Below are 13,151 nucleotides of genomic sequence, written 5' to 3'. Positions count from 1 at the left end.
AGCTTTTAAATTAAGCAATATGGGCATTTAAATCAACAGCTAAACTTGAATATAGACTATGAAATATTCTCAGTGAAATAAACAGGTGACATCAAACGTGCATCTAATTTTTGACCGCAACAATTACAGCTCAGCGTTGGTTGAATGACATTGCCACAGCTTTTGTGTAAGTAGCGAAGTTCTGGGAATTGTTTATCTTCATTCTGCCATAAATTCCCCCAAACACTCATTGAAACAATAATGGGATAAAGCGCTAACCCTTTTTCTGTCAGTTTGTATTCATAGCGTTTGGGAGCTTCGTGGTAAAGCACTTTTTCAAAAATCTTGTTTTCAACCAAGCGGTTAATACGCTCAGTAAGCAAGTGTCGCGTGATACCCAACTGTTTTTGGAAGTCATCAAAACGTCGTGTTGCCATAAAAGCATTACGAATAATTAACAAGGTCCAACGATCACCAAAAATGGATAATGTCCTTGCAATTGGACAGTTCATTTCGCCGAGTTCATGCCATTTCATTGCTTACACCATCGGTTTGTCTTTAGAGGAAGCAAGCTGTCATTTTAGGACAACTTTAGCCACCATCACATCTACTTTATTGACAAGCTATTTTAGCATAGTTATTTTGTTCGCATAAGTTCCTTTTTGGAACTTACTATTTTAAGATGAATTCTTGAGGTGAGTTATGTCTATGTCAGTGTTGAAAGAAAAATCAAAGCAAAAAACACCTGCATCATTCCCAGTACGTCGTATGGATTATGAGTTTCAGGATATGCCCAAGTATTGGTGTAATAATGAGCCAGCGTTTACCCATTATTTCACGGGTTTGTCTACATTGTTTCCAGAAGGAGAGTCTTATTTTGTGCGATCAGTTCGTGCCTTACGAGATCGAATTAAAAATAATGAACAGTTAGATCGTGATATTGGTGCATTTATTGGTCAGGAAGCCATGCATTCCAAAGAACATCATGCATTTCATCGAAGTGCGCAGCAGTATGGTTTAGATCCTGAATCATTAGAAAAAACCACAGGGATTATTCTGAAAGCGATTGAGCGAACCTTTCCCAAAAAATGGAATTTATTGGTTACCGTAGGTTTGGAGCATTACACCGCCGTTCTTGTGGTGGAAATGATGAAAGATGTGAATGAACTCATGACCGATGAAACCATCCGTAATTTATGGTTATGGCACAGCGTTGAGGAAACAGAACATAAAGCAGTTGCCTATGATATGTATGAATATTTATATGGCAAAGGATTGGCTGCTTATATTCCGCGAGTTGCTATTTTTACCTTTAGTTTAGCCATGATTACCGTCATGTCGACGGCATATCAAGTGGTGCTTTTGAAGCGTGATCAACAATTATTAAACTTAAAATCATGGCTTAAATTTGCACAACATGGCAGAGAAAAATATAAAGTTTTCATTCCTAAATTTTTAGATTATTACCGTTTTAATTTTCATCCCAATGACAGCGATGAGTCTGAAATCGTCGCAAAAACCAAAGTAAAAATTGGATTATCCCAAGTCGAAAATCATTTACCTGCTTAACTTTGAGGAATAAACCATGCAATCACAAGCATCAAAAGCAAGTTGGGCGATGATTCCTCGACAAGTGAAATTTGAATGGAATGATTCACCCTTACATTGGATTCCACAAGATCCATTAGCCAGTCATGGTGTTAATCATTTTAGTTTTACCTTGGTTCGTGGCGAGTATTTTTTCTGCCGCATGTTCAATAAAGCATTGCCATTGATTGAAGATGAAAAACTAAGAGAAGATACGAAAATTTTTATCCGACAAGAAGCCATTCATTCTCAAGCACATAAAAGCTCAATTGACGCATATTTAGTTCGTTATGGCGTTGATGTAGAACAGCAATATAAACGTGTCGTCAATCTGTTTGATCATGTATTAGCGGACAAACCTTTAGGGTTTAAGTTACCGAAATCATGGCAAAGACCTTGGCTGAATGCACGTGTTGGGCTTGTGGCTGCTGCAGAACATTTTACCTCCGCAATTGGTGAATATGTTTTGACTCGTTCCGAATGGGAAGCTCGTGGGAGTGATCCTGTGGTCAGTGATTTATTCACTTGGCATAGCGCCGAAGAAGTTGAACATCGCACGGTGGCTTACGATGTTTATCAGCACATTTCTGGAAATTATCTATTGCGTATTGCGGTGATGGCAGTGACAGCACCTATTTTTACTTACCTGATGGCAGCGGGTACGGTTCAGCTTGCACAAGATGATCCATTGATTCCGAAGCAGCAAAAAAGCTTATGGCGACCTGCGTTTTGGAAGGCTTGGCATCGTTCGGATTTAAATGGTTATATGCCCGGTCCTGTATGGTTTTTTACCACCAGTTTACGGTTCTTTAAACCCAATTATCATCCGTTCTACGAAGCTTCAACCGAGCTTGCGCAAAGCTATTTGGCTCAATCTGCGGGTGTACTTGCTCATCAGCAAAAAGCAGAGACTTTGACACAGGTGCAGTCATGAATCATTTTGAAAAAACCAAGCATTATGTGCTTTCAGGCAATATCTGTTTAGCTGCTTATCATTGGGGGCGTTTAGATGCGGATCGAGAAACAATCGTATTGGTACATGGTTATCCTGACGCTGCCGATGTCTGGCAGTTGGTTGCCGAACGTTTAGCCGTTGATTTCAATGTGGTTGCTTATGATGTAAGAGGCACAGGATTATCTGATATTCCTGAAACCACGCAAGGCTATGCATTTGATTATTTAGTACAAGACTTATCCCAAGTCATTCAAGCAATGAGTCCAGATCAAGCTGTTCATTTAGTTGGTCATGATTGGGGTGCTTTACAAGCTTGGGAAGCCGTATTAGGGGATCGTTTAAAGCCTCAAATTGCGTCTTATACCGCATTAGCACCGAGTGCGGATCATGTGGGTTGGTGGTTTCAGCGTCAATTGGCTCGACGAAATTTTCAAGGCTATTTTAATGTCGCTAAGCGCATAACCGCATCTGGCTATATGGCGATGTTTCAGATGCCGATATTGCCAGAACTGACATGGCATTTAGGCTTAGATAAATTGTGGTCAACGCTTGTGGGTTATTTAGAAAATACCACAGTCGAAGCAAGCCCAACACAACTGAGAAATGCAAAGAGCGGTTTGGGGCTATATCGTCAGAATTTAGTAAAACCACTTTTAAATCCTTCACGTCGTCGTACCACCATTCCTGTGCAGATGTTGTTGATGAATCAAGATCCGTTTGTACCCTTATCGTTGAGTCAAGGGATGCAGGAGTGGGTTGAGGATATTCGCTATGCCAAAGTGAGCGCAGGGCATTGGGGAATTCTAAGTCAACCACAGCCGATTGCAGAAAAGATTCAGCAATTTGTGCAATCCATTTCACAGCGTAGATCAAAGCAAATTGCTTAAACACTTTATTTCACATAGAAAATGAGATCAAACAGATGAAAACTCCAAATCAAATGACGGGTTTAGAAATCATGCAGGCATTTCAACAAGGTTTAGTGCCGCCACCAGGAATTGCTAAAACAATGGGTATGGAGGGTGTTGCTGAAGTTGAATATGGGCGGATTGTATTTATTGCGATTGCAGATGAACGACATACCAATCCTTTAGGGGGCGTACATGGTGGTTTTGCTGCAACAGTATTGGATTCGGTGACGGGTTGTGCAACGCATACTGTGCTAGCAGCAGGTGAGGGTTATGGTACGACGGATTTAGCCATCAAAATGTGCCGTCCAATGCCATTTAATAAAAAACTCATTGCTGAAGGAAAAGTGATTAATGTTGGACGCAATTTGGTGATTTCTGAAGGTTATCTGCGTGATGAGGAAGGAAAATTATATGCCCATGCCACAGCAACCAATATGGTGATCCGTACTTAATCAATGTATTAGGCAGTATGTAGGTTCTGAATCGAAACTAAAATAAATTGTTGGAGATGAAAGATGCAAACCAATTTTTACGCTCGTCATTTCAATAAAGTAATGACTTTAATGGGATTGGGTTTTATTTCTTTTTTTGGTATTGCTTTATTCGCCATACTATTTGGTTGGACTGATCATTTATTAAAAAATGAGGTCGGAAGACTGATTTTACGTTTAATTCGATGGGGCGGTGTAGAACCACATGCTGAACACTATGAAGCCATGATCTCGATTATTTATGTTGTTTGGGGATGGTTTCTACTCAAGATTGCCAAGTTTCCTGAGAAAAATATCGCATTCTTGGATTTTACCGCAATCGCAAATATTGGTCATTTCGGATTAATGACAGCAATGGCATTGGTCATGCCGAATGAAAAAATACATCTATTGGGCGATTTGCTTTTAGGTTGGAGCATATTGGTGTTATTTATCGTATTTTGGCTTCCGACTCGCCGAAGTATTTTGCAAGAAACACAATAATTGACAGGAAAAAAGAATGAAAAATTCAGTTGTTTTACATCAGTGGGAAATTTCACCGTTCTGCCAAAAAGTTGCTCGAATGTTGAAGTTCAAAGGCATTGCCTATGAAACCGTCAATTATAATGGGGTTCTAGGTGCGAAAGTGCCGATGTTGAGCAAAGTCGGTAAAGTACCTGTATTGGATATTAATGGTCAACGGATTCAAGACAGTACGCGTATCGCTCGTTATTTGGATGAGACTTATCCTGAATTACCTCGTTTATATCCAGTAGATCCTTTGCAAAAAGCCTATGTTGAACTTTGGGAAGATTGGGCGGATGAGCTGCTATATTTTTATGAAATTCATTTCCGCGTGAGTGATGCTGAAGCATTCAATCATGCTGTGGCAATGAGTGCTGAAGGTCGTCCTAAGCATGAAGTTATTTTGATGAAACCGTTACTAAAATCAGCGCTGAGTTTGCAACTAAAAATGCAAGGTACAGGACGTATGGCAAAAGCAGATATTGAAGCTGAGTTTATACGACATTTAGAACGCATCGAATTGGTTTTAAGCAATACAGGTTGGCTCGTTGGGGATGTGCAAACACTAGCTGATATTGCAGTTGGTTCACAGCTTTTGGAAATTGTGCGGACGAGTAAAGTATGGGGTGCTAAAATTAAGAGCTATTCACATATTGCACAATGGATTGTCCAATTATGAGTGTGCCAAGTAACAGCTTAAAACTAACCAATCCGACACCATGTGCAGTGGTGATTGGTGTAGGCGCTCAGCAAGGCATTGGTGCGGCAGTGGCACGACGTTTCGCACAAGCAGGTTTAAAAGTCTATGTGGTCGGGCGTACTTTGCAAAAAGTTGAAGATGTCGCTGCTGAAATTCGATTACATGGTGGAACGGCAATCGCGAAATCTTTAGATGCGGAAGACCCTGTCCAAATTCAGATTTTGTTTGACTCGATCAATCATTCAGATGAACAGATTGCAGCAGTGATTCATAATGTCGGTGGTAATGTTCCTTCAATTTTCCTAAAAACGTCGCTTCAGTTTTTTACGCAAATGTGGCGTTCTACTTTTTTATCTGCCTATTGGGTATCGCAAAGTAGCCTAAAGATTTTTGAACAGCAACAAAAGGGCACGTTGATCTTTACTGGAGCAAGTGCCTCAATGCGAGGAAAACCATTTTTCGCAGCTTTTACCATGGGGAAGTCAGCATTAAGATCATATGCTTTGAATCTTGCACAATGCTATAAATCGCAAAATATTCATGTGGCGCATGTGGTGGTTGATGGCATGGTCGATGGTGATCGTGTCAATAAGGCTTTATTTGGCTTAGGGCGTTTGGCTCGGTTGACGCGTGGAACGGGTGGTTTAAATATCGAAGCAATTGCTGAAAATTATTGGATGCTGTTTCAACAAAGTAGTGATTTGTGGACACATGAATTGGATCTACGTCCGTATCAGGAGCGATTCTAAGATGAAAAAAATATTCACACGATTGTTTCAACGGCAGTCAAAACAGCAAGCTTGTTTTGTCCTAATAGGTGATGACATCCATTCACTTAGCCAAGTTTGTATCGAACAGCAGAAGCATAAAGCAATACATGTTTATCAGGTCTTACATGATGCCAAGCAAAAATCGGTAAAGATTGAATCTCAAAATTCTGAATTGACGTTTGTCTCTTTGAACTTAATCAATCAGGCGGCTTTAAAAGATTTGATGCAGCATATTCGATGGCAAGCACATCAGATTGAACTATGTATATTTCAGCCTAGCTTTCATCCATATCCTCAAAAAGAAACTGACTTCACTCAACAGATTGAACAGCAGTGGCAAAATACGGGACTAAGTGCCGTCAGTGTTTCACAAATCATGATCAAGCAGATGCTTCGTCAGCAAGGTGGGACATTGATTTTTCTTGGAGGGCAACCGACGATGGCAGCACATGTCGATCTTCTGAGTCAAAGCATGTTTGCAGGTGTTCGAGCATTATCACAATCGTTGGCGAGAGAGTTTCATCCGAAAGGGATTCATATTGCGTACTGTATGCTGCCTGATTGGGATAGCCAAAATAAGGCATTGATGACATCAGTTCAAAATCTTTGTTGGCATATTCATCAACAACCTGAGTCGACTTGGAGTCAGGAACTTAGTATTAATATTTAGTCCATGTTGCAGGTGATGATAAATGAAAAGCAGCCAGTTTCTATGTGAGTTACATTAATCATCTAATTTTTTTGGCATAGCTATTGCCTGATGCTGATTGAAAAATATCTATGTCCACACTCTAGAAATATATAGAAAGTATTTTTCGTCTGATTCGTTCCTGAAACATATTTCACGATATTTTTTGTGTTTTTGGAGTGAAATCTTTTGCTTATCGCTATATTTTTGAGAATATATCGTTAAGTATGAAGTATATTTTATCGTTCTGATTTCAATAAAATTAGAATCTTTAAAATGCGATCTTTGCAAAAGGGGAAAAGGCTTCATAATTTGGGTTGCACTAGATTGAGCTGTTTTTTTAATTTCTGTAGCAAACTGGTATGAACTCACATTAGGTGAAATGGAATTTCATCATGCTGCGAGATTTTATTTTGATTCATAACACCATTAAGAATAGCAAAGCCCTAATCTCTGTTATTTTTAGCATATTTTTATCTTTCAATATGTTTTTAAAAATATATCGATTTATGAGGAAAAGTGGCATGTCGATCAATATGAAAGTGATCCGTGTTTTATGTTCTATCTTTGGTTGTAGCGTATTTTCTAGTAGCAATGTTTTTGCGAATGAGTCTGTAACGGTCTATGCCGCAGCAAGTTTGACCAATGCGGTGAATGAATTAGATGCAATCTACGAACAAAAAAATAAAGTTAAAGTAAAGACTTCGTATGCGGGTTCTTCAATGCTAGCTAAGCAGATTGAAGCAGGTGCACCAGCTGATGTATTTATTTCAGCCGATGTGCAATGGATGGATTATTTACAGAATAAGCAGCTTGTTTCAGCAAGTGATCGCGTGAATTTACTGGGTAATCATCTAGTAGTGATTACCCCGAAAGACCGCCCAATTAAATTAAAAATGGATAAAAACGTTGATCCGAATAAAGTGATTCAAGGTAAACTCTGTACGGGCGATACCAAAAGTGTGCCCGTGGGTAAGTATGCAAAGCAAGCGCTTACATCATTAGGATGGTGGGATAAACTTGAGTCACGTTTGGTGGAAACAGAAGATGTGCGAGCTGCTTTGAATTTTGTAGCGCGTGGTGAATGTCAGGTGGGTATTGTGTATGCAACCGATGCTGCAATTAGTAAAGATGTGGTCGTCGCAGGTATATTCCCTGAGAATACGCATTCACCGATTATTTATCCGTTGGGCCTCGTCAAGAAGAATGCTGAGTCGATGAAATTCTATAAATTTTTACAAAGTAGTCAGGCAAAGACAGTATTTAAAAAATATGGTTTTAGCGTACTCAAGTAACTGAATCATCATGCTGACTCCTGAAGAACTCGATGTACTTAAGCTGTCATGTAAAGTGGCAGCAACCTGTCTTATCTTTAGTTTGATTCCTGCTATTTTGATTGCTTGGGTTTTGGCTCGAAAAGAGTTCTGGGGAAAATCTCTGTTTGAAACGGTGGTGTTTTTACCTTTGGTTTTACCTCCCGTCGTACCAGGTTATTTGCTATTGCAGTTATTTGGCAATCGAGGACTTTTGGGGCAATACCTTGCACCCTTGGGTCTAGAGTTTGCTTTTAATTGGAAAGGGGCTGTGTTGTCTTCTGCGGTGATGGGCTTTCCCTTATTGGTACAATCCATTCGACTCTCCATTGAACTGGTCGACCAGCGTTTAGAAATGGCTGCAAAAACCTTAGGTGCATCTTCCTTCGGGGCATTTATGCAGGTGACATTACCTCTTGCCAGTAGTGGTATTTTGGTGGGGAGCATTTTATGTTTTTGCCGAAGCTTGGGTGAGTTTGGTGCAACCATTACTTTTGTCGGCAATATTGCCAGTGAAACACGGACACTGCCTTTAGCGATGTATAGTCTGATGCAGCAGCCTGATACTGAAGCAGCAGTATGGCGATTGATTATCTTGTCTTTGTCTGTGGCGTTTTTTGCGTTGTGGTTTGCGCAATGGTTCAATCGTTATCAAAAAAATAAGTGTGGGCATTAACGATGATTGATTGTTATATCCAGCTCAAACAAGGGCAATTTGATCTTGATCAACGCTTTCAGTCTGATCAGTCCGTGATTGGTTTATTTGGAGCTTCTGGTTCAGGCAAAACTACGATCTTACATAGCATTGCAGGTTTAGTTACGCCGCAAGCAGGTTGGATCAAAATTAAAAATCAAACATGGTTTGATCAGGCACAGAAAATTAATCTGAGTACACAACAACGTCGTATTGGTCTTGTCTTTCAGGATGCGCAGTTATTCCCGCATAAAAACGTCAAGCAGAATCTATTGTTTGGATTTAAGCATATTCAACCGCAACAACGTCAGTTTGAAGCGGACTATATTATTGAGTTACTCAAGTTAGAACATCTGATTGAGCGAATGCCCATCAAGCTATCTGGCGGGGAAAAACAGCGTGTCGCATTGGGACGAGCACTGCTGTATTCGCCACAATTGTTGTTATTAGATGAGCCACTTTCTGCATTGGATGCAGCACATAAAGCAGAGATCATTCCTTTTTTTCAAAGAGTCAAACAGGAATTAGGCATTCCAATGTTATATGTCAGCCATGATAAATCTGAGATTGAGCAGCTCACCCATGAGATCTGGTATTTATAAATAGCGCTGTAATAAAGCCAGAAATTTCTGTACTTCCTCATCATTGACATGATCAACATCTTTTAATACATGCTCTTTCAAGTGCAATTCCATCAGTTGATTCATTAAACCATTGACTGCGCCTTTGACCGCAGCAACTTGCTGTAATACGTCTATACATGAACTTTCAGGATTTAATAAGGACTTTTCTACCGCCGTCATTTGTCCTTGAATCCGTTTCACGCGATTTAAGATTTTCTTGTCATGGTGTAGATGAGACATACTTTTTTTCCAAAAAAATATATACTAGGGGGGAGTATATTTTAAAGCTAAAACAAATGCAGCATACTAACCTAGAACGCCGTCATTCTCATCAGTTTGATCAAGGAAATCCTTTAGCACAAAAAAGAATTCTCATCGCTACAATCTTGACCGCGATCATGATGGTGTTTGAAATCTTAGGGGGATGGTTGTTTAACTCAATGGCATTGCTCGCTGATGGTTGGCATATGAGTTCGCATATGCTGGCTTTAGGTCTAGCTTATTTTGCTTATCGAATGGCACGTCATTATGCCGATGACCCACGCTTTAGTTTTGGGACATGGAAAATAGAAATACTCGCAGGGTATAGCAGCGCGATTTTGCTGATGGTCGTTGCTTTATTGATGGGGATTCAGTCCATCGAACGACTATTTAATCCTGTCACGATTCATTTCAATGAAGCCATTCCGATTGCAATCATTGGGCTGATCGTCAACCTGATTTGTGCATGGTTGTTACATGAGGGTGGGCATGAACACCATCATCACCATTCATATGAGCACCATCACGACGATCATCATCACCCACATGATCACCATCATCATGATTTAAATCAAAAAGCCGCATTTCTACATGTGGTTGCGGATGCAGTGACTTCCGTGCTTGCGATTATTGCTTTATTTGCTGCGAAATATTTTAGCTGGAATTTTTTAGATGCCTTGCTTGGAATTATTGGCGCATTATTGGTTGCGAAATGGTCTTGGGGACTTATGCAAGAAACAGGAACAACATTAATCGATGCTGAAATGGGGCATCCTGTGGTGCAAGAAATTAAAGAGGTGATTGCTGAATTTCCACAAGTTGAGATTACAGATTTACATGTTTGGAAGGTTGGAAGAGGCAAATTTTCTTGTATTCTTGGATTAGAAACAACGATGTCTGATCTTAATCCTGATCAAGTCAAAGCTGCATTGGCAATTCATGAGGAAATTGTGCATGCATCGGTGGAAATTCATCATATTCAATAGATTGGAATGACTAGAGTTGATTTATGCATCAACTCTAGTGAGGATTTTTATACAAATAGGTATAGAACTAAACCACAAAGTGCAGAAGCGAAAATCACATAGAGCACATTTATTTGGAATTTAAACAGCGCAATCATTGCAGCAATTGTGATGATTGCCGCTTCATAATTAAAAGCGTGATCGAAACCCTGTGGCCATAACACATGATAACTAAAGAACAGTGCCAGATTGAGAATAACCCCCACGACAGCAGCGGTAATTGCCGTAAGTGGTGCAGTAAATTTAAGTTCATTATGAGTGGATTCAATAATCGGAGCACCTGCGAGAATGAACACAAAGGAAAATAAAAAAGTAAACCATGTAACAATGACAGCACCGAGTGCACCCGCCAAGAACAGATGATCTGCACCTAATAAGGCATGGTTAAAGCCCCCTAAAAACCCAACGAATGCAACCACCATAATCAGTGGGCCTGGGGTACTTTCACCCAATGCTAATCCATCAATCATTTGGGTTGGACTGAGCCATGCATAGTGATTCACCGCACCTTGATAAACATAGGGTAATACGGCATAAGCTCCACCAAATGTCAGTAATGCAGCTTTGGTAAAGAACCATGCCATTTGGGTATAAGCATGTTCCCATCCTAAGCTTAGGGTTAAACTGATGATTGGGATACACCATAATAATGCTGCAATAACGAGGATTTTAGTCAGTTGAGTCCAACGGAAAACAGCATGAGCGGGAGGTGGTGTATCATCGTCAATGAGGGCTGCACCATAATGTTTTTGCTTGCTTTGATGGGCGCTTTGAGTTGCAAATAAATGCGGTTGCTTTTTACTCAGCAAATAGCCCAGTATCGCAGCACTCAATACAATCAATGGAAAGGGAACATTGAAGAAGATTGCGATAAAAGCAGCAGCGGCAATCAAATATAAGAAATTATTTTTGAGTGAACGACTGCCAATGCGATAGGTTGCATGAAACACAATCGCCGTGACCGCAGGTTTGATGCCATAAAATAATCCAGCAATAATCGGCACGTCACCAAACTGAACATAAATCCATGACAGGGCAATCAGAATAAATAAAGAAGGTAGAACAAATAGAATACCTGCAACTAAGCCACCTACGGTTCGATGCATCAACCAACCAATATAAATGGCGAGTTGTTGTGCTTCAGGGCCAGGTAAAAGCATGCAATAGTTGAGTGCATGTAAGAATCTTTTTTCAGAAATCCAGCGCTTTTTTTCAACCAATTCTTGGTGCATCACTGCAATTTGACCTGCTGGCCCCCCAAAACTAATAAAGCCTAATTTCAGCCAAAATAAAAAAGCTTGCCAAAAAGGGATAGAGTCCAGAGCTTTTATTGGGTCAGATTGCTGCATAATTATTCTCAGATAGAGCGTTTATTTTCTGAATATCGCGAGTTGTATTGCACACCATAAGAAGTTGTCGATTCTAAATGAATCCAATTCATTTCTTTATATATTTAATTGCTTTAATAATTCAAATTAATGACTTTTAATAAATTTTTCTGATTGCAAAATAATAAAAATAAAGTGTTTATATCGATAAAAAATATAAATAACGCACTTTTTCTTATTTTTAATCATAAAGCATGCCGCATACCATAAGCCTATATTGTTGAAAGATCATCTAATTATGGGCATCAAGAACTCTAAGCCGCTAATTGTTACAACGATCGTCCTTGTGGCGATTGTTGCTTTTATTGTCTATCAAAATCAAAAAGATGCTGCACCTGTTCAGTCTAAAAGCAACAAGGCAGTGGTGATTGCCTATCAAACTGGTGTGGATCCAACCAAGGTTGCACAAGCCAATGGTGATTATGAACGTGATAGTAATCAAGCAATTCAATGGCGCAAATTTGATGCAGGTTCAGATGTGGTCAATGCATTAGCTTCGGGTGATGTGGTGATCGGCAATATTGGTTCTAGTCCTCTGGCTGCTGCTGCAAGTCGTGATTTACCAATTGAAGTCTTTCTTGTGACGGCTAAATTAGGCGGTTCAGAGGCATTGGTGGTGAGTAACAAATCAGGCATTAAAACCCCTCAAGATTTGATTGGTAAAACCATTGCCGTACCATTCGTTTCAACCACGCATTACAGCTTATTGTCAGCGCTCAAGCATTGGAATATTGCGGATAACCAAGTCAAGATTATTAACTTACGTCCGCCTGAAATCACAGCAGCTTGGGAGCGTGGTGATATTGATGCGACTTATGTTTGGGAACCAGCACTCAGCAAAGTCAAAGCCAGTGGTCATGTATTAACAGATTCGAAACAAGTCGGCGAGTGGGGCGCACCAACCTATGATTTATGGGTGGTTCGTAAAGACTTCGCTGAAAAAAATCCAGAGTTCTTAAAAGCATTTGTAAAAACCAGTTTGAAACAAGTTGAAGCGTATCAGCAGGATCCAAAAGCATTTGAACAAAATGCGGACAATATCCAGAAAATTGCTCAGCTGACAGGCTCTGATGTGAAAGATATTCCCTTACTGTTGTCAGGCAATATTTATCTGAATGGTCAGCAACAACACGCGACTTTAGCGGGTGAGTTCGCCAAAAATATTTTCGACACAGCAACTTTCCTCAAAAGCCAAGGCAAGGTGGATCAAGTAAAACCTGATTATCAAGGTAATGTCACAACCCAATTCTTACAGCCATAGG

General features: G+C 40.0%; 16 protein-coding genes. 13 read left to right on the top strand and 3 right to left on the bottom strand.

Annotated features, from left to right (window positions below; all coding sequences use genetic code 11):
* Positions 1–56: 56 nt before the first annotated feature.
* The gene (locus ACN19N_RS10915; protein WP_004661001.1) at positions 57–515 is read right to left on the bottom strand and encodes a winged helix-turn-helix transcriptional regulator; all 459 of its coding nucleotides are present in this window, start codon (positions 513–515) and stop codon (positions 57–59) included.
* 166 nt (positions 516–681) lie between these two features.
* Between ACN19N_RS10915 and ACN19N_RS10910 the strand changes: the two genes are divergently transcribed.
* From ACN19N_RS10910 to ACN19N_RS10860, 11 genes are all read left to right on the top strand, one after another.
* Positions 682–1,548, top strand: coding sequence for a metal-dependent hydrolase (locus ACN19N_RS10910; RefSeq protein WP_269238288.1), 867 nt, complete (start codon positions 682–684; stop codon positions 1,546–1,548).
* Positions 1,549–1,564: 16 nt separating this feature from the next.
* Positions 1,565–2,500 (top strand): metal-dependent hydrolase, encoded by a 936-nt coding sequence (locus tag ACN19N_RS10905; RefSeq protein WP_269238287.1) that lies wholly within the window; start codon positions 1,565–1,567, stop codon positions 2,498–2,500.
* Positions 2,497–3,408, top strand: a complete 912-nt coding sequence (locus ACN19N_RS10900; RefSeq protein ID WP_420001321.1) for an alpha/beta fold hydrolase — start codon at positions 2,497–2,499, stop codon at positions 3,406–3,408. The genes ACN19N_RS10905 and ACN19N_RS10900 overlap by 4 nt, the downstream gene beginning before the upstream one ends.
* Positions 3,409–3,443: 35 nt before the next feature.
* Complete coding sequence (locus ACN19N_RS10895; RefSeq protein WP_269229890.1) at positions 3,444–3,884, top strand: PaaI family thioesterase; 441 nt, start codon at positions 3,444–3,446, stop codon at positions 3,882–3,884.
* A gap of 63 nt (positions 3,885–3,947) precedes the next feature.
* Positions 3,948–4,406, top strand: a complete 459-nt coding sequence (locus ACN19N_RS10890; RefSeq protein ID WP_241335226.1) for a DUF6632 domain-containing protein — start codon at positions 3,948–3,950, stop codon at positions 4,404–4,406.
* Positions 4,407–4,422: 16 nt separating this feature from the next.
* Complete coding sequence (locus ACN19N_RS10885) at positions 4,423–5,106, top strand: glutathione S-transferase family protein (RefSeq protein ID WP_420001320.1); 684 nt, start codon at positions 4,423–4,425, stop codon at positions 5,104–5,106.
* Complete coding sequence (locus tag ACN19N_RS10880) at positions 5,103–5,876, top strand: SDR family NAD(P)-dependent oxidoreductase (RefSeq protein ID WP_420001319.1); 774 nt, start codon at positions 5,103–5,105, stop codon at positions 5,874–5,876. The genes ACN19N_RS10885 and ACN19N_RS10880 overlap by 4 nt, the downstream gene beginning before the upstream one ends.
* Before the next feature lies 1 nt (position 5,877).
* Positions 5,878–6,567: an SDR family NAD(P)-dependent oxidoreductase gene (locus ACN19N_RS10875; RefSeq protein WP_420001318.1), complete on the top strand. Its 690-nt coding sequence runs from the start codon at positions 5,878–5,880 to the stop codon at positions 6,565–6,567.
* A gap of 554 nt (positions 6,568–7,121) precedes the next feature.
* The gene (gene modA, locus ACN19N_RS10870; protein ID WP_420002383.1) at positions 7,122–7,880 is read left to right on the top strand and encodes a molybdate ABC transporter substrate-binding protein; all 759 of its coding nucleotides are present in this window, start codon (positions 7,122–7,124) and stop codon (positions 7,878–7,880) included.
* A 10-nt stretch (positions 7,881–7,890) separates the two neighbouring features.
* Positions 7,891–8,574 (top strand): molybdate ABC transporter permease subunit, encoded by a 684-nt coding sequence (modB, locus tag ACN19N_RS10865; RefSeq protein ID WP_420001317.1) that lies wholly within the window; start codon positions 7,891–7,893, stop codon positions 8,572–8,574.
* 2 nt (positions 8,575–8,576) lie between these two features.
* Complete coding sequence (locus tag ACN19N_RS10860) at positions 8,577–9,194, top strand: ATP-binding cassette domain-containing protein (protein WP_420001316.1); 618 nt, start codon at positions 8,577–8,579, stop codon at positions 9,192–9,194.
* Here ACN19N_RS10860 and ACN19N_RS10855 read toward each other — a convergent pair.
* Positions 9,189–9,455 (bottom strand): metal/formaldehyde-sensitive transcriptional repressor, encoded by a 267-nt coding sequence (locus tag ACN19N_RS10855; protein ID WP_420001315.1) that lies wholly within the window; start codon positions 9,453–9,455, stop codon positions 9,189–9,191. The two genes, ACN19N_RS10860 and ACN19N_RS10855, sit on opposite strands and share 6 nt — an antisense overlap.
* Before the next feature lie 56 nt (positions 9,456–9,511).
* On the opposite strand from ACN19N_RS10855, the gene dmeF reads away from it, so the two are divergent.
* Entirely contained in the window at positions 9,512–10,462 is a 951-nt protein-coding gene (dmeF, locus tag ACN19N_RS10850; RefSeq protein ID WP_420001314.1) for a CDF family Co(II)/Ni(II) efflux transporter DmeF, read from the top strand.
* A 47-nt stretch (positions 10,463–10,509) separates the two neighbouring features.
* Here dmeF and chrA read toward each other — a convergent pair whose 3' ends face one another.
* Positions 10,510–11,850, bottom strand: coding sequence for a chromate efflux transporter (gene chrA / locus ACN19N_RS10845; RefSeq protein WP_420001313.1), 1,341 nt, complete (start codon positions 11,848–11,850; stop codon positions 10,510–10,512).
* A 259-nt stretch (positions 11,851–12,109) separates the two neighbouring features.
* On the opposite strand from chrA, the gene tauA reads away from it, so the two are divergent.
* The gene (tauA, locus tag ACN19N_RS10840) at positions 12,110–13,150 is read left to right on the top strand and encodes a taurine ABC transporter substrate-binding protein (protein ID WP_420001312.1); all 1,041 of its coding nucleotides are present in this window, start codon (positions 12,110–12,112) and stop codon (positions 13,148–13,150) included.
* Position 13,151 lies beyond the last annotated feature (1 nt).

It is taken from the genome of Acinetobacter sp. LF10 (assembly GCF_048585715.1).
Taxonomy (GTDB): domain Bacteria; phylum Pseudomonadota; class Gammaproteobacteria; order Pseudomonadales; family Moraxellaceae; genus Acinetobacter.
The sequence above is the reverse complement of the archived record's forward strand: the minus strand, read 5'-3'. Positions and strand labels throughout refer to the sequence as shown.